The sequence below is a fragment of the Pseudomonas sp. P1_C12 genome, from assembly GCF_056406435.1.
In genome coordinates this window covers 1-16,439 of record NZ_JBFUAE010000031.1, presented here as the reverse complement: position 1 = coordinate 16,439, position 16,439 = coordinate 1, and the positions used below count along the sequence as shown (strand labels likewise).

At 55.6% G+C, this 16,439-nt stretch carries 17 protein-coding genes and 3 pseudogenes; 11 read left to right on the top strand and 9 right to left on the bottom strand.

The features are described from left to right. Positions 1–210 precede the first annotated feature (210 nt). Together AC1D19_RS29600 and AC1D19_RS29595 are read left to right on the top strand one after the other, a co-directional pair. Complete coding sequence (locus tag AC1D19_RS29600; protein WP_477765479.1) at positions 211–648, top strand: GNAT family N-acetyltransferase; 438 nt, start codon at positions 211–213, stop codon at positions 646–648. A 153-nt stretch (positions 649–801) separates the two neighbouring features. Then, positions 802–1,421, top strand: a pseudogene (locus AC1D19_RS29595) (tyrosine-type recombinase/integrase). Between the two features lie 248 nt (positions 1,422–1,669). Here the strand turns inward: AC1D19_RS29595 and AC1D19_RS29590 are convergent. Continuing rightward, positions 1,670–2,068 carry a hypothetical protein gene (locus tag AC1D19_RS29590; protein ID WP_477765478.1) on the bottom strand — a complete coding sequence of 133 codons (399 nt, stop codon included), beginning with the start codon at positions 2,066–2,068 and terminating at the stop codon, positions 1,670–1,672. 603 nt (positions 2,069–2,671) lie between these two features. Between AC1D19_RS29590 and AC1D19_RS29585 the strand changes: the two genes are divergently transcribed. Then, positions 2,672–3,247, top strand: coding sequence for a hypothetical protein (locus AC1D19_RS29585; protein WP_477765477.1), 576 nt, complete (start codon positions 2,672–2,674; stop codon positions 3,245–3,247). Between the two features lie 155 nt (positions 3,248–3,402). Here AC1D19_RS29585 and AC1D19_RS29580 read toward each other — a convergent pair whose 3' ends face one another. The 3 genes from AC1D19_RS29580 to AC1D19_RS29570 all read right to left on the bottom strand — a co-directional run bounded on the left by AC1D19_RS29580 (position 3,403) and on the right by AC1D19_RS29570 (position 5,834). Next, positions 3,403–3,792 carry a hypothetical protein gene (locus tag AC1D19_RS29580; protein ID WP_477765476.1) on the bottom strand — a complete coding sequence of 130 codons (390 nt, stop codon included), beginning with the start codon at positions 3,790–3,792 and terminating at the stop codon, positions 3,403–3,405. Positions 3,793–3,937: 145 nt separating this feature from the next. Then, the gene (locus tag AC1D19_RS29575) at positions 3,938–4,468 is read right to left on the bottom strand and encodes a DUF2867 domain-containing protein (protein ID WP_477765475.1); all 531 of its coding nucleotides are present in this window, start codon (positions 4,466–4,468) and stop codon (positions 3,938–3,940) included. A 376-nt stretch (positions 4,469–4,844) separates the two neighbouring features. Beyond that, on the bottom strand, positions 4,845–5,834 hold the full coding sequence (locus tag AC1D19_RS29570; RefSeq protein WP_477760427.1) for a LysR substrate-binding domain-containing protein: 990 nt from the start codon (positions 5,832–5,834) through the stop codon (positions 4,845–4,847). Between the two features lie 96 nt (positions 5,835–5,930). Here AC1D19_RS29570 and AC1D19_RS29565 point away from each other — a divergent pair, with 96 nt between their 5' ends. The 5 genes from AC1D19_RS29565 (at position 5,931) to AC1D19_RS29545 (ending at position 10,224) form a co-directional block, all read left to right on the top strand. Continuing rightward, entirely contained in the window at positions 5,931–7,100 is a 1,170-nt protein-coding gene (locus tag AC1D19_RS29565; RefSeq protein ID WP_477765474.1) for a M20 aminoacylase family protein, read from the top strand. A 68-nt stretch (positions 7,101–7,168) separates the two neighbouring features. Beyond that, the gene (locus AC1D19_RS29560) at positions 7,169–7,948 is read left to right on the top strand and encodes an ABC transporter substrate-binding protein (protein ID WP_477760433.1); all 780 of its coding nucleotides are present in this window, start codon (positions 7,169–7,171) and stop codon (positions 7,946–7,948) included. An 88-nt stretch (positions 7,949–8,036) separates the two neighbouring features. Further along, positions 8,037–8,726, top strand: a complete 690-nt coding sequence (locus AC1D19_RS29555; protein WP_477760428.1) for an ABC transporter permease — start codon at positions 8,037–8,039, stop codon at positions 8,724–8,726. After that, positions 8,723–9,436: an ABC transporter permease gene (locus AC1D19_RS29550; RefSeq protein ID WP_477756246.1), complete on the top strand. Its 714-nt coding sequence runs from the start codon at positions 8,723–8,725 to the stop codon at positions 9,434–9,436. Before AC1D19_RS29555 ends, AC1D19_RS29550 begins: the two co-directional genes overlap by 4 nt. Before the next feature lie 20 nt (positions 9,437–9,456). Next, positions 9,457–10,224, top strand: coding sequence for an ABC transporter ATP-binding protein (locus AC1D19_RS29545; protein WP_477765473.1), 768 nt, complete (start codon positions 9,457–9,459; stop codon positions 10,222–10,224). 167 nt (positions 10,225–10,391) lie between these two features. Here the strand turns inward: AC1D19_RS29545 and AC1D19_RS29540 are convergent. The 3 genes and pseudogenes from AC1D19_RS29540 to AC1D19_RS29530 all read right to left on the bottom strand — a co-directional run. After that, positions 10,392–10,646: pseudogene (locus AC1D19_RS29540) on the bottom strand (MFS transporter); the annotation flags it as partial. A 95-nt stretch (positions 10,647–10,741) separates the two neighbouring features. Beyond that, positions 10,742–10,840 carry a hypothetical protein gene (locus AC1D19_RS29535; protein WP_477765487.1) on the bottom strand — a complete coding sequence of 33 codons (99 nt, stop codon included), beginning with the start codon at positions 10,838–10,840 and terminating at the stop codon, positions 10,742–10,744. Next, positions 10,837–11,013: a hypothetical protein gene (locus tag AC1D19_RS29530; protein WP_477765489.1), complete on the bottom strand. Its 177-nt coding sequence runs from the start codon at positions 11,011–11,013 to the stop codon at positions 10,837–10,839. Before AC1D19_RS29530 ends, AC1D19_RS29535 begins: the two co-directional genes overlap by 4 nt. Positions 11,014–11,265: 252 nt before the next feature. Here AC1D19_RS29530 and AC1D19_RS29525 point away from each other — a divergent pair, with 252 nt between their 5' ends. Further along, a complete protein-coding gene (locus AC1D19_RS29525; protein WP_477765472.1) occupies positions 11,266–12,072 on the top strand; it encodes a hypothetical protein in 807 nt (268 codons plus the stop codon). 328 nt (positions 12,073–12,400) lie between these two features. Here AC1D19_RS29525 and AC1D19_RS29520 read toward each other — a convergent pair. Then, a pseudogene (locus AC1D19_RS29520) lies at positions 12,401–12,493 on the bottom strand (LysR family transcriptional regulator); the annotation flags it as partial. On the opposite strand from AC1D19_RS29520, the gene AC1D19_RS29515 reads away from it, so the two are divergent. Both AC1D19_RS29515 and AC1D19_RS29510 read left to right on the top strand, forming a co-directional pair. Then, positions 12,466–12,669 carry a cupin domain-containing protein gene (locus AC1D19_RS29515; protein WP_477765471.1) on the top strand — a complete coding sequence of 68 codons (204 nt, stop codon included), beginning with the start codon at positions 12,466–12,468 and terminating at the stop codon, positions 12,667–12,669. The pseudogene AC1D19_RS29520 and the gene AC1D19_RS29515 overlap by 28 nt on opposite strands. Before the next feature lie 317 nt (positions 12,670–12,986). Then, positions 12,987–13,793 carry a lytic transglycosylase domain-containing protein gene (locus AC1D19_RS29510; protein WP_477765470.1) on the top strand — a complete coding sequence of 269 codons (807 nt, stop codon included), beginning with the start codon at positions 12,987–12,989 and terminating at the stop codon, positions 13,791–13,793. A 321-nt stretch (positions 13,794–14,114) separates the two neighbouring features. Here the strand turns inward: AC1D19_RS29510 and AC1D19_RS29505 are convergent. After that, the coding region (locus tag AC1D19_RS29505) for an Ig-like domain-containing protein (protein ID WP_477765469.1) at positions 14,115–16,439 on the bottom strand (2,325 nt) is incomplete at its 5' end.

The window sequence follows — 16,439 nt, the reverse complement described above, 5'->3', positions numbered from 1 at the left end:
GAAAGCGGCCAAAAGCAGACCATGGACACGCAGCTAATACGTCAGTAATGTGCAAAAAAATATGCCGCTTTCCCCCTTCTTAATGTCGCGTTTACAGACTCGATTTTTTGATTGCTCAAGGGGTTACGCATGCGACATCGCATGTCGCAAAATTAATTGTTATGCCAAAAGCCGTACGGCACCTCAATGTTGAATGATAGGAGCAATAAAGTGGAAATCAAGATTGATATATTGGATTCTCCAACAGAAAATGATCAAGGAGATCTGAATAATAGGTTTTCAGAATATCTTCGAATTCAATATCCAAATCTACCGCCAGAATCGGAAGATAAAATATTTATGGTGGTTGCACACGATGAAGTAGGCGACTACATCGGTGCAATAAGCTGTAATTGTTACTGGGATGGCTTAGAGATTGATACGTTTTGGGTTAAGGAATCTCATCGCGGTAGAAAAGTAGGTTCTATGCTATTGGAGAAAGCAGAAACGATTGGCGCCAACAATGGGGCAGTAGTTGCATTCTTAAAAACCGTTGATGCTAAACAGTTCTATGAGCAGCATGGGTATGAAATTTATGGTGTTCTTGAGAATCGACCAATCGGGACTAACCTGTATCATTTAAAGAAACGGCTAGTAAAACATGCATAACAACTGGTTCAAACCGTTCGCTTCGCTCACTGGGACGGGCTAAAGTCCGCCCCTTAACCAAATGCTGGTCAGCGTCCGCATTGGGTCGGATAGCGACCACCAGCCATCGTGACTGATCCACCCTTGTCCTCCCCTCAACGTGGAGGACGAGCCATGAACACGATTGCTAGATACAGCCATCAGCCTTGGAACAAGGGAAAGCTTGTCGGGCAGAAAGCTCCGCTTCGAGTCAGAGATATCTGGGCTATCCGCGTAAGGCTTCAGCTTGCTGAGAAGACGCGTGATTTGGCGCTCTTCAACTTGGCCATTGATAGCAAGCTGCGTGCCTGTGACTTAACCAGGTTGCGAGTTCGAGACATCGCCCATGGGGAGCATGTGTCGTCACGGGCCATCGTGATGCAGCAGAAAACTCAGCACCCAGTGCAATTTGAAATCACTGAGCAAACCCGAACGGTTCTGGAGGCTTGGATACATCGGGCGCGTCTCCGCAGCGAGGACTTCTTGTTCCCGAGCCGGTTGCACGCCTCAGACACCTTTCCACCAGGCAATACGCTCGAATAGTCAAAGCGTGGGTGACAGCCATTGGCCTTGATCCAACCATGTACGGTACCCACACGCTACGGAGAACCAAGGCATCGTTGATCTATCGCAGGACGAAGCACCTGAGAGCTGTCCAACTCCTGCTTGGTCATACGAAGCTTGAAAGCACTGTCAGATACCTGGGAATCGAGGTCGATGATGCCCTGGAAATGGCAGAACAAACGGAGGTCTGATCATCCATAGTGACGGTCGATGCTAGACCGTCGCTATCCGACCCAATGCAGACGTTAAAAACCTGACTGTTTGGCGCTAGCAGTCGTTCTCACGCTGGGACAGCGAGGTTTAGATCAAATCCGCGTCATTTGTTCGAGGGCTGATCGACCGTTTCCCAATGAAGGTCGTTCCTCAATGGCATAAGGCACAAGCCCAAACTTGGGGTAACGCGGTCCCTGTGAGCGGAGCGAACGATTGGAAGCGATTGTTAGGTGCAAATGCTGACCCAGTTATTTATAGCCTGAAACTCAATTTTCGCTTCAATTGCATTTCCTTTACTTGGAAACCTCTTCAGATAAACAAATGAAGACTCTGTAATCACGAAAGATTCGGCAAAGCCCTTCTCAACAGTCTTAAATTCTGCGATTGACCACGACGTTACATCTATTAGTACAGCTCGCGTGATTGGACCTTTTTGATAATCGGTGGTAAGCCACTCTTGAACAGCTAAAAACCTTGAGTCGTTTGACCATGCCATAGGGTGGCCAAATATTTTATTTGGAAGATTTCGACCATCAATGCGAAGACGGAAATATTCCGGGCCAAAACGAATTTCTCCTTCAAGGATTTTTTCAACGGAGTGAATACCATTGGGGGATTTACTCAATTTGGCACCTAACGTTTGGTTAAGGGCCCGCGGCACGCAGTCCCGGGTGAGCGAAGCGAATGGACCGAGAAGACTTCCTCGGCACCAGCAGCATTGGTGACGCTACCTATTTGCCATCACTGTGTCCACCGTCTGCTTTTGGCCGATTCTGTTGAAAAAGTCGGCCATGGTTTGCGCATCGGAAAAGTACGCGTCCGAGATTGAAATCTTTACTTTTGGCAGAGGCTTCCGGACTCGGATTTCACGTAGCCGCGTGCAAAAAAGGCGTTTTCACCAGTCAATGAGCAGGCAGTTTGGGCGGACCGACTTTTTCAACAGAATCGGCCGATTTCTGCCTGCCGCGAAGGGCATCAGTCGACCCGAAGCGGTCATTCGTAGAGTCTCTCTAGCAAGCTTGCTCGCTTATTTGCGATGCGAACACTCGATACACCCAATGGTGCAACTCATGAACCCTACAATTTTGCCAGCGACAGTTCTTCGTCCCGACATGCGTGATAGCATTTTGATCTAAGCGTTTTTAACTTGCCGGAATTTTCTTGTCTACGCTCGCATTAGCACCTGATATCTCGATCACAACACACAGGTATCAACTGAGGTTAGGTTATGTCCGATGACGGCTATGGGCGCAGCAGGGCAAGTATCTTTTTTCCTGTTTTCAGTATAGGGCAGGCAAAACTGGTGGTTGTATTGCTTATGCTTTTACTGGTTATGGTCAGCGCCGTTGTGCCCGATAGAGCTGAGGGAGGAGGGTGGTTGCTGGTCCAGCAGATGATCTTGGTTGGATACAAGGATGTTGGGAGTCTTAGTGAAGGGTCAAGTTATAGATTGGTAGTAATGGTTAGTTTTTCTATGGCGGTTATTTTGTCTTGGATTGCTGCCATTGTGATGTCATTGACTCGTCTTCATATGCGTGCTTTTCAGACTGTTGAGAGAAAAAGTTATTTATCAAGAGTTTTGACTGTTGGGGTCATACTGGTATTCCTGTTACTGCCTATGTTTCAAGCGCTGCCAAATAGTGAGTTGCACTTCTCATATCATGTGTTTAGGGCGATGTGGGAAAGTAAGTTGTTGATAATCGGGGCGAGCGTTGTGTATTTTTTGCTCTCTTTGTCGCTTTGGGTGCTGGTTTTATTTGAGGTTTCTAACTTGCTGGGTTGGAGATCGTCAACGCGTAGTTGAACTCTGCCATGGCCAAGCAGCGAGTTGCTGACCGTTTGCAGTCGATCGCAACTGGCTGCTTCTGGCCGATTTCTGCCTGTCACGAAGGGCAGTAGTCGACCCGAAGCTGACATTCGAAGTAAGAAAATAAATCAGTCCTCTTTTTCCTTGAGGCCTCAGTGCTGACCCGCCAGGATAGGCCTGATCGACTGAGCATCGGCTTTCAGTGCGAAGTAGGTCCATATGCCTCCAAAAAGATCCACTACTCCGAAGAGAACGATCATTGGACTGGCGAGGCCAACGACAGCGAAGGTAGTGAAGGCCACGAAGACGGCGAAGCGCGTGTACACCGACGCTTCCAAAAATGGCTTGTTTTTGTGCTTGGCTGCGACCCATGCGTAGATGCCGATATTGAACGCGATAACGCCAACCACGTGAATCCAGACCTCGGAGGTTGGTGGAATCCGAAAGATCGCCAGCAAGAAGTTCGGCGCGACGACTAACACGGCACCCACGACGAACAAATAGATGGCGAAGACCTTGGCACTGAACGCAGACCTGGACATATTTTCCATTCCTTTAGTGATGAACGGCAGATGGAGCGAATGAATCCTGGAGGCCTGACGTTTGACATGAGCGGCTGGGCCGGGCTCGCCGGAACAAGCCTTTCGATGGAAGGGTTGACCTCAGGGGCACACAGCGTTTTCAGCCTTAGGGGCAGGTAGCCAGAGGCCAACCGACTTGCGCTGCACGGAGGAGGCTGGCCTTAACAACCAAGCGGTGAAATGGGGCAATGACGAAGATGTAGGCCCGGCCTAGACGGTTGTGGCACTGGACCACGGTTGAAAAAACGAGTTGGTGACTGCCTTCTGGCTCTGCCTCTCCAGAACATAGAACCGATATCCGGAAGTCGAGGTGCTTGTCGTCCTCTCCCAACACGATTTCAGTCTGGTTCGTGCTGTAGACCTTGAAGATTCCAATCCGATTAGCAAGTGATGCCAAGTGTTTGGCTGTCTTGAGACCGAAACAGGCAACGATAGTGTCTCGGACTTTCGTGAGCCATCCGATCCAGGATGGCTGGTGGGAAAAGATGAATCGAGCTAGCAAATCTGGATTGTTGGATGTGCCCGCAGGGAGCCGAATCGCAAAAGCGTCCGCTAGGTTCATCGACTTGTAAAGGTGGGTGATGCCGGACCTCGAGGGGACTGGCACGGACGTAATGAGCTCGAATTCTCTGGGCATCGGGGATCTCTCCTGAGGTCTAATTACTAATTAGGCGACATGCCATGTCGCGTTTCTTGTTGCGATGGCTTGTCGTATAACGCTCCTTGTCGCCCTGCAAGTGCTTGTCTATCTTAGAAGTGGTTGCGGCAAACGTGACATCGCCCTGAGAGAAACACAACAAGGGCGGCGGTAAGCTCTGCTGCCTTCTGGATTCGAAAGCGGCATCGGTAACGCTACCCATTTGCCATCACTGTGTCCACCGTCCGCTTTTGGTCGAGAGTCGCCTCTGGCCACGTGCAGAAATCAGTCAGAAGTGAACGCTTGGCGCCGGTACCTACGGCCAGATTCGACCCAAGACGTCCTGATGTATCAGACATAAAACCGTAGGGTCACCTCACAGCCGCAGCCGTAAGGTTTCAAACAGCGTGCGGTCTTCCTTTTTGGCCGAGCGCGCATGGCGCCGAATGACCTGCAACAGGCATTCGGTGAAGCAGACCGCCGGATTGCTCAGTGCGCCATTGCGGCGTGTCACGATGCTCAGCTGTCGGGGCTCGAACTGCTCGGTCAGCCCCAGGGATACCACACGCCCCAGAAATGGCGGGGCTGTGCTCACGATGGACGGCCCCCAGGTGCACATGTCGGCCCGCTCGACCATCATCTGCAAAATGGCCAGTGAATGAGCACGCACGATTCGATTCTCATCAATCTGCGCGCCGTGTTTCCAGAACAGTTCCTGCATCAGCCCGTCGTGCCCGTCCGGCGCGTAGTTCAGGGTCCAGTTTTCTTCCAGTAACTCGTGGATTGATCGCGCATGCTGTCGGGCGTGACCCTCGCGGACCAGCACCGAGGTCTGGTAATCGAGCAAGGTTTCGCAGGCGAATTCCTGGGTTGATTGTGTGGGATGGAGTTGGCCAATCGCAAAGTCCATGCTGCCGTCGCGCAGCAGCGGTTGGGCAACGGCCATCAGGCTTTCGAACAGTTCCAGCTTGATTTGTGGCATACGTTCGCGGAAAGCCAGCACGACTTCGGGCAGGAAGGTCAGGGCAACCCAAGGGGTGATCCCGACGCAGAGCCGGCCTTGAGCCTTCCCACGCATGTGATCAAGCTCGGTCTGTGCGTGCTCCAGTTGCTTGATCACCAGCCGGGCGTGAGTCAGCAGCACTTTGCCATATTCGGTGAAGTTCAGACCGCTGGCGGTTCGGGTAAACAGCGGTAGCTGCTGGCTGGTTTCCAACTCGCGCAGTGCTTTGGTCACAGCGGCCTGGGAAATCTCCAGCGAACGAGCGGCCGCGCGGATACTGCCGGTTTCGGCGCTGGCAATCAGCGCCTGTAATTGATGCAGTTTCATCTGCTCACCCTGGTGACAACTAATGGTTGTCATCATAACCAAACTGCGCCTCCCCAGCCCAGCGCCCGTTCCCTAAGATCGACCCCAACAGCGCTTTCGCTGCCGCACAGCCCCTGTCGAAGGAGAACACCCATGAATGCCGGCCTGGTCCTGCCTGGTATTGCCGCGATGCAAGATGAAATGATCGCGATACGTCACAGTATTCACGCGCACCCTGAACTGGGTTTTGAAGAATTCGCCACCAGTGAGCTGGTTGCAGCGTGTTTGACTCAGTGGGGCTTTGAGGTCAGTACTGGGGTGGGCAAGACCGGGGTCGTTGCCACCCTGAAAAATGGCGAAGGCCGGTCCATTGGCTTGCGCGCTGACATGGATGCGCTGCCGATACAGGAAACCTCTGGTTTGCCTTATGCCAGCCGGATCGACGGAGTCATGCATGCCTGCGGTCACGACGGTCATACAGCAGTCCTGCTGGCAGCCGGTCAGTACCTGGCCCGGACACGGGCGTTCAATGGCACCGTGCACCTGATTTTCCAACCGGCGGAAGAAGGGCTGGGCGGTGCCAGGAAAATGCTGGAGGAAGGGCTGCTCGAACGGTTTCCGTGCGATGCGATTTTCGCCATGCATAACGTGCCGGGTTATCCCGTCGGGCATTTGGGTTTTTACAGCGGACCGTTCATGGCGTCTGCCGACACGGTTAACATCAAAATCATCGGTAACGGTGGCCATGGCGCGGTGCCGCACAAAGCCGTCGACCCGGTGGTGGTCGGTGCCTCGATCGTGATGGCCCTGCAAAGCATCGTCTCGCGCAACGTTAACCCGCAGGAGATGGCGATTATCACGGTGGGCTCCCTGCATGCCGGGAGCGCCTCGAATGTCATCCCGTCCAGCGCCGACCTGAGCCTGAGCGTACGCGCCCTGACCCCCGAGATTCGCCACTTGCTGGAAGTCAGAATCACTGAATTGGTCAAGGGCCAGGCCGAGAGTTTTGGCGCCCGGGTCCACATCGATTACCAGCATTGCCATCCGGTGTTGATCAATGATCCCGAACAGACAGCATTTGCCCATGAAGTCGCCCGCGACTGGCTGGGAGAGGAACACCTGATCGATGACTTGCGGCCGTTCACGGCCAGCGAGGACTTTGCTTTTGTCCTGGAAAAGTGCCCCGGCAGCTATCTGGTGATCGGCAACGGCGAGGGAGAAGGCGGGTGCCTGCTGCACAACCCCGGCTACGACTTTAATGACGGCTGCCTGCCGGTGGGCGCGAGCTATTGGGTCAAGCTGGTCGAACGTTTTCTGTGTTGAGACGGCGCATTTTCGCCCGTTGTGCCGGTAAAAAATCTGCGGCCTGAAGAGGAATAAAAATGAACAAGATGATTGCAGCCGTTTCCCTGGTGTTCCTGACGGTCTCGAGCCTGGCGGGGGCGGCCGACTGGTCTGGCAAAGTGTTGAAGCTGGGGGTGGACCCGACGTATCCACCGCTGGAATACAAGAACCAGGATGGCACGCTGACCGGCTTCGGGGTCGACATCGCCGAGGCGTTGTGCGCCGAACTGAAAGCCCGATGTGTCTGGGTGGAAAGCAGCTGGGACGGGATGATCCCGGGACTGCTGGCGCGCAAGTTCGATGCGGTGGCGTCTTCGATGACCATCACACCCAAACGCCTGGAGCAGATTGCGTTTACCGACAAGGTGTCCAATGCACCGGCACGGTTAGTGGTCAAACGTGGATCGGGATTACAGCCGACCCTCGAATCGCTCAAGGGCAAGCGCATTGGTGTGGAGCAGGGCTCGACCCAGGAGTCCTATGCCAAAGCGGTTTGGGGTTCCAAAGGCGTGGACGTTCTTTCCTATCAGAATCAGGACCAGGTGTACGCCGACCTGGTCGTGGGGCGACTTGATGCCTCGTTGCAGGGTTCCATTCAAGCCAGTTACGGCTTCTTGAAAACAGCGGCGGGTAAGGACTATGAATTTGCCGGTGCCACTCTGGATGACCCGGGCTTCTTCGGCGTCGGTGATGGCCTTGGTCTGCGCAAGGACGATGTCGCGTTGCGCGAAGATTTGAACAAAGCCCTGGCAACCATTCTCGCCAACGGTACTTACGCGCGGATCAACAACAAGTACTTCGATTTTGACGTCTACGGCGCCCAGTAACGCGTCGTCGTTAGCTTGAACAGGGCGCTCGTTCGAGCGCTCTATTGCCCCCCCTTCACCTCACCCTGACAAGAACAAGGAGAGTGAGATGCTTCTGGAAGGTTTTGGCCCGCAGATTCTGCTGGGCACCCTGGCGACCATCAAACTGGCGCTTTGTTCATTGCTGATCGCCGTCCTGGCCGGGCTGATGGGCGCCAGTTCCAGGTTGTCGTCCAATCGTTTGTTGCGCACGCTGGCCACGGCTTACACGACCGTGATCCGCAGCATGCCGGACCTGGTGATCATGTTGCTGCTGTTCTTCAGCCTGCAGATGCTGCTCAACCGGATGACCGATTGGCTGGGCATCGCCCAAATAGATATCGACCCGTTTCTGGCCGGTGTCGTGACGCTGGCATTCATTTACGGGGCCTACTTTACCGAGACATTCCGCGGCGCCTTCCAGGCAGTCCCGACGGGGCAGATCGAAGCCGCGAGGGCCTACGGCATGACCCACGGGCAGACCTTTCGCAAAATCCTGTTCCCGCAAATGTTGCGCCATGCGCTACCCGGCATTGGCAACAACTTGCAGGTGTTGATCAAATCGACTGCGCTGGTATCGATCATCGGCCTGACAGATGTGGTCAAGGCCACGCAGGATGCGGGCAAGGGCTCGATGCAGTTCTTTTACTTCACCCTGGTCGGCGGCCTGATCTACCTCGCCATTACCACGGTAGCCAATGGTGTGTTGATGTGGCTGGAGCACCGCTACTCGGTCGGTGTCAGGAAGGCTGCGTTATGAACGGCATTCTTCAAGACTACTGGCAGGCTTACCTGTGGAGTGACGGGCCATACTTTTCCGGGTTGGCGGTGACGTTGTGGCTGCTCATACTTTCGGTGGTGATGGGTTTTGTGCTCGCGGTACCGTTGTCGATTGCCCGCGTCAGCCGCAACCCGCTGCTGCGCCTGCCGGTCTGGTGTTACACCTACGTGTTTCGTGGCACCCCGTTGTACATCCAGTTGCTGTTCTTTTACACCGGGGTGTACAGCTTGCATGTGGTGCGGTCCCAGGATTTTCTCAACGCTTTTTTCCGTGACGGCTTCAACTGCACGGTGCTGGCTTTCGGGCTCAATACCTGTGCCTACATGACCGAGATTTTTGCTGGCGCCATCAGGGCGACCGCCCACGGAGAAGTCGAGGCCGCCAGTGCCTACGGAATGAGCCGGTTCACGCTTTATCGGCGGATTATTCTGCCGTCGGCATTGCGCCGCGCGCTGCCGTTTTTCAGCAATGAAGTGATTCTGATGCTGCATTCCACCTCGGTGGCCTTTACCGCCACGGTGCCCGATTTGCTGAAGATCGCCCGGGATGTCAACTCGGCGACCTATGCATCCTTTACCGCCTTTGGCATTGCCGGGGTGTTGTACGCCACCAGTGCTTTTTTCCTGATCTGGCTGTTTCGACGCGGCGAGCTGCATTGGCTGGCCTACCTCAAACCGCGGACGCACTGACCCCTATCGGACTTGCTCGAATGTATAAATTGATCGTTGAAGATGTCCATAAAAACTACGGCAACCATGAAGTGTTGAAAGGGGTTTCGCTCAAGGCCAGGGCGGGTGATGTGATCAGCATCATCGGCTCCTCCGGGTCCGGGAAAAGTACCTTCTTGCGTTGTATCAACCATCTGGAACAACCGTCGGCCGGGCGCATTGTTGTCAATGACGAAGAGTTGCTCACCCGCAGAAACTCAAGGGGTGAGTTGTGTGTGGTTAACCCCGGGCAGTTACGGAGCCTGCGCAGCCGGTTGTCGATGGTGTTTCAGCACTTCAATTTGTGGAGCCACATGTCCGTGCTGGAAAACATCATCGAGTGCCCGATGAGCGTGCTCGGTATCAGTCGGGCGCAGGCACTGGAGCGGGCGCGTCATTACCTTGCCAAGGTGGGGCTGCCACAAAAAGTCGAGGCCCAGTACCCGGTGCATTTGTCCGGCGGCCAGCAACAGCGGGTGGCCATTGCACGTGCGTTGGCCATGGAGCCTGAGGTGATGCTGTTCGACGAACCGACCTCAGCCCTTGACCCTGAACTCGTGGGCGAGGTGCTCAAGGTCATGCAGCAACTGGCCGAAGAGGGCAGGACGATGGTGGTCGTCACCCACGAAATGGCGTTTGCCAGGCAGGTGTCGAACCACGTCATGTTTCTACATCAGGGGCGGGTGGAGGAGTCGGGAGCGCCAGGCACGCTGCTGGAACAGCCTCAAAGCGAGCGGTTGCAGCAGTTCCTGGCCGGGAGTCTCAAGTAGTTAAATTTCGATTTTCCGGGCGTGAAGGATAATTTCGAATACTAACGCCAGCAGAGCAATCGACCGACCGCATCTGGCCGATCTGTGCCTATCGCCACTGTCAGCTTCACGCCCTGAGGAAGTCAGTCAACCTAAATCGAGGTTCTTCAGCAGCGGTGAACCGCGCTTCCTCTGCGCCGACCAATAAAGTCGCTGATAGCACCGGAAAATATCTTGACGAGCATGGCGGTCGATTCAGCAATACCCTCGATCACGCCGACGGCCAACGCACTCGCACCCAATGTAGTGACCAAAAACACAGGCAGTAAACTGTGCACCAGCTCGGATGATAGATCCATGAATAGGCTGACAAAGCCAAGAGCCCAAATCGCGCGCGGAATACGAAAAAGCTCAGCTTTGGTGTTTGAACTTCCGCTACTCATATTTTCATCCTGTACTCATCGGCATCAAGGAGAGACTGAGGAAACGGTTTAGTCGTGCATGCAGGCGAACCAAGTTTCCGCCAGAGCGGCAAAAATCAATGGAGCTGCCGTTGCCTCTGTAGTTCCCTCTTCAGCCAGGTGCGTGCCGGTTGTGCGCCCTCTGGACATCGCACCTCATAGGCGCGGCCAGTCATACTGCTTCTGGTGGCAGCAAGATCGATGAAGTCTTCTGCGCTTGTGTGGCTTGATGTGTGGCTTGAGCCTGCACATTGGTTACGATTGCGATAAGGCTGATACCAGCGGCCATCATCAATTGGCTGATGGGCCTGGCCGCTGCTCCTATCCACATCTGCATGCGCATCCGCATGATTCATCCTCGTCCTGAAAGTGGCTGGTTTCTGCCTGTCGCCAAGGGCCAGAACTGGCCAAAAGCATACACTTTTCAGCCCTGATGAAGTCGGTGCCTCACAATACCCTGTGACTTGATGGAGCGCAGATGTTGCGCAAATTGTCTATCCTGAACTCGCACGCTGAACACTTGCATTGAAGAATATGAAATACCCCTAGGCCGTAGCAATTAGCGTCCTTTAGCTCAACGTTAGGGTTCGGAGAGTCAGCAATGAGCAATCAAAACATGCCAAATCAGACTACTCCAGAGAAACCTACCCACACACCCAATGACGGAAACGCAATTGTTTCTGAATCCGCTTACACCCCGAACGCAGTTCATTTAAAGGTCCGCTTACGGAATATAGCGTTGTCAGTCACCCTCCTGATCTATGGAACATTTGGAGTGGTCACCGACAACTTTATGATTCCCACCAAGCGCGGGGTATTAACACTGTATGGCTACCCAGCATGGATCATGTATGGAGCGCTGCTGTGTCTGGTGGCTAACCTGACTGCGGTGATCATTGATCATTACGACACGCGAAACAATGAAGGAAGGTACAAAAAGTTTGAAGCGTTTGTGCGAAAATTTGGATGGATACTGTTTGGTCTTGCATTGATTCTAAGTCTCGTGAAACACGCCAAAGATTACGTATGTGAGGATAGAGTAATCCTACAAGCGACCAGCGAAAAAGTTGGACTTACTGCAATCGCATACAATCGCTACTGCGCCTTGCATGATCCACTCAATGCAATCGAACCGCTACTACAAATTTCTATTATTCCTGCAGCTTCTATTCTTCCGGCAAAGTTTAAAATTGCCGCAAGCATGAATTTGACAGATATTGTTCGCATGTACTGGAATGGCAATAAATTGACCCTTGAGTACCGCCCGCGTCAAGATAAAAAAGGCAAGAAAGCTCTTCCAGTAGTCTACAGTGACTCACCCGTTCCGGTTGAGCTTATTAACGTGAGCCCTAACCCGGTGGTGCAGGGGACGCGCCGCGATAAAGCTGCACAGAAACCCGGACCTTGAACGTTATTGAATGATCGTTTTTTTGCCGTTTTCTACCTGGTGCAACGGGCTTCTATGGGTTGGTTTCAGCCGGTCGTGGAAGACAGTAATCGGCCGATTCTGTTGAAAAAGTCGGCCATGGTTTGCGCATCAGAAAAGTACGCGTCCGAGATTGAAATCTTTACTTTTGGCAGTGGCTTCCGGACTCTGATTTCACCTGGCAGCGTGCAAAAAAGGCGTTTTCACCAGTCAATGATCAGGCAGTTTGGGCAAAGCGACTTTTTCAACAGAATCGGCCAGAAGGAGACATTCGTTTGCGTCGGGATGCCCCCTATCCAGTCGTCAGGCATTAAGCACTGTTGAGATGGTCGCATATGAGCTCGATGAACCGCTGGGTCTTCGCAGGAAGCAGCCGTGTTTCGGTCAGTGCGTAGACCGAGATGCGAGTGCGACTACGACGAGATGTGCCACATCCTCGAAGGCACCGTGCGCCTGACCGATGCGGACGGCGTGGCGAAGACCTTCGGGCCGGGGGATTCGTTCGTGGTGGCGGCGGAGTTCAGGGGAACCTGGGAAAACATCACGCCGGTGCGCAAGGTGAATTTCATTCTCGGATGAGTTCGGCCCGGGCGGATAACGATGACAACTTTGCCGTCGCCTACCTGGGCCTGTCCCGCACCGGCTCCGGGTCCGTCACCCGCGGATCGGACTTGCGCCCGGCCCTGGCAAGCCGGGACGACGCGTCGTGCGAGCAACCAGGCCTGCGCTTCGCCTGGGAACGCCGGCAGCCCGTACGTCAACGCAAGTTCCAAGGCCGGTTACAAGGGGTATAACTATTAGAACAACAGGCGGGTCACCCAGAACAGGCCCTCCAAAGGCAGCGTCCGGGCCAGGCGCTCCAGGCCTGATCGACGCCTGCGGCGCGGAGCGATGAGATGAGTTCCAGAGCATGGCGATGGGCTCGCAAGAGCCTTTTTGGCTGCATCGAGCTGGCCTTGCTGGTCGCTCCACTGTGCGCCAGCGCCATGTTCAAGTGCCAAGCCAGGGACGGAGCCATCAGCTACACCAGCCAAGCCATCGCCAGCGCCCGCTGCACTCGCCTGAATGGCATGGCGGGCGCTGGTGTCGGCGCCAAGGCAATGGCCCTGCCACGGCTTGTGCGGGACGACAACCCGGGCGCGGTGCGGATTCGGGTGTACACCTTTATCCACAAGGGTATTCGTCAATATGTGAGCCGGCGCCCCGTCGGGATCTCCGCACGGGTCGATGTCCTTGAGCTCTATTACATCAAGGGTTGCTATCTGTGCATGGCGCCGAAGGATTTCAAGGTCGCCTCACTGCGCCTGGACACTCATTCCTATCGGCGGGAGATCGAAGCCGCTTCGGGTCATTATGGTGTCGACAGGGCGCTGGTCCGCGCAGTGATACATGCCGAATCGGCGTTTCGCCCCAACGCCATTTCCGAAGCCGGCGCCCAGGGGCTGATGCAGTTGATGCCCGCCACCGCCGAGCGCTTCGCCGTGGACGATCCGTTCGACGCACGACAGAACATTCGTGGCGGCGTGCGCTACCTGGCCTGGCTGCTCAAGCGCTTCAACGGCAACCAGGTGCTGGCGTTGGCAGGTTACAACGCCGGCGAAGCGTCCGTGGTCGAGTACAACGGGGTGCCTCCCTACGCCGAGACGCAATCCTACGTCACCCTCGTGCGGTCCTTGACCGAACGCTATCGCAACCATCGCTAGTACCGTAGGGCGCATAACCCGGAATAGGTAATACGCCGGCCCCTCCACGGCGGATAACGCTGGCGCGTTATCCGCCCTACGAAAGCAATCAGGTTCTGCGCTCGATCAATACGCCGGGTGGGGAATGGCTCAACCGAACTTCCACGCTCACCGGTAGCTATCGACCCATAACGGTCATTTGTCCGCCGACGATGGAAGCTCTAGCTCCGAGCTACAGCTTGAAATGCTGGCATTCTGGAAATTTTACAACCAGGTAAGTTGTCAATTTTTTTGTAGCAAGAGGGCCTCAATGAGGCCCTCATCGCCAAAACCTGGTTGTACTCAGTTCGCCTTTATTGGCACCGTCACGGTTTTGCCGAAGGCCGATTTGATGGTCGCTGTCGGGCTAGGCGACGGGCCACTGCCGACGGTCGTCACCGCTATCTGCCAACGTGCGCCTGTAGGCGTAAGCGTCAGGGTGGCGGCGCCAAGGTTCACCGTACCGGTTGTGGTCGTGGCAGTCGCCGTGATGGTATTGCCCGTGCCACGCGAAGTGGTGCCGGACAAGACCCAGTAGTAGCGGCTGTTGCTGCGGGCGGTGACGGTAGCGCTGGTGACGATCAGATTCTCGTTGACCGCTGCCGAGACCGCCACGGACACCGTCGCCGGTGCCGATTCCGCACCCTTGGCGTCGGCGGCCTTATAGGTAAAGGTCGCGGTGAACGGCGCGGGGACTGTTGCCGGTGGTGTGTAGGTCACGTGCGTACCATCGGTGCTGACCACGCCCTTGCCGGAGTCCGGTTGCTCCAGCCCCACCACTTTAAGTGGCACGTTACCGTCAGGGTCGCTGTCGTTGGCCAGGACGTTGATGATCACCGGTTGGCCGGTGTTGCTGATGGCGCTGTCGGCGTTGGCGATCGGTTTTTGGTTATCGCCGTCCTCGACATGTTTATCGCCAGTGCGGAAAGTCGGCAGCGCAGCAGAATTGACGTAGGTGACGCCATCCCAGCCAGGCAGGGGTGTTGGCATCAACTGAAACTGGCCGGGGTGCTCGACATCCCAACGCAGCAGCATGGACGTGTCCTCGTGCTGAGTGTTGTGGCAGTGCTCCATGTAGGTCCCGGCAAATTCACGGAAGCGGATCGCAATGTCCACGTCCTTCGAACTGTCGATGCCTTCGCCGATGAGATAGACGTCCTTGCGGGCCCATTTTTCCCATTCCGGCGGCGCCTTGCCGTCACGGTTGAGGACGATGCCTTCTTCGAAATGCACGTGCACCGGGTGGCTCCAGCCGTTGCCGCCGTTCCTTATTTTCCACACTTCCAGGGTGCCGTCGCCGGAGAACCCGGCAGGGGTCGGGCCGTTAGCCAGTTGCGGAGCGGCGCTGATGATTCGAGGGTCCATTTGGAAGCCGAAACCGCCGTCGGTCTTGATTGTCCAGGGTTGTTCGTCGGTACCGTCGGAGCGACCGAAAGTGAACTCGCGATGCCGCGCCGCCTTGAGCGTGGCCTGCACCGTCGGGTCGTCACGGTTGAGGGTCAGCGGGATCATGGTCTTGCCGGCCGGTTTGCCCGGTTTGGCGGGTTCGTAGTCGGCGGGGTTCATGCTCACGTCCTGGCCGGCATAAGACTGGACCACCAGCTGCATGAACTTGCCCACCACCGGGTCGCCGGCGTCCCATTCCAGCCCTTTGCTGCCCAGCTTGAGCAGCGCTTTGTACTTCCCGGACAGCACATCGGCCAGGCTCAGCGGTACAGGCTCTGGACCCTTGCCGTTCTGGTGTTCCATCAGGTTGACGAAGTACAGCTTGTCGCCGGTCTTGATCCCGTATTTTGAGAAGTTGACGATGATGTCGAAACGCTCGGCGATGCCCTGGGTGGGCAGGATGGCGTTGTGGTCCTGCAGGTCGCCGTCAGCGTCCAGGTCCATGCTGCCGTCGAACGGCACGGCGTGTTCCATGAGGTTGCCGTCGTTGGCAATCATGTGGAACGGCACGCGGGTATAGGACAGACCGGAACCTGCAGGTCCGGGGAATTCGCCGCCGGTGCCAACAACTTCACGCACCAGCGCGATCCTGAAGAAGCGCGACACCGAGCCATTGAGAATGCGGAAACGATAGCTGCGCGCCCGCACATTCAGGCGCGGCTGGTACTGCCAGTTGACCAGGATCTGATCGCCGAGAAAACCATCGGTGTTGAACGGGTTGAACCACAGTTGGCCGTTCTGATCCCAGGCCTTGTCGGCCACCAGCAGGTTGACGTCATAGTCGCGGTTGCCCCAAGGCAACGCCGAACCACTGGGCAGGCGCAGGTTGACGCCGTCTTCGAAGGCTTCGTTACCGCGATCCAGGGCGCTGTAGTAGTTCATCATCGTCGCGTTGCCCTTGTAGACGTTCTGCGCAGTGAAATCGAGCATGTGGTCGTGGAACCAGTGGGTGCTCATGGTTTCGCGCCAGTCGCCACGGATCTTGATGCTGCCGTTGTTACAGGTCTTGAGGCCCGGCGTGGCATCGTTGACATACAGGGTTTCGCCCGGGGCGCAGGGGAACGCCGCGCGCGGATCCTGGGCGCTGGTGTTGATGGTGTCGTAACCGGCCAGCTGGACAGGCCAGCGATAGTCGTAGTACTGCCCCGGAAAGAAAAACGCATTGGCATAGCCGTCGCTTTC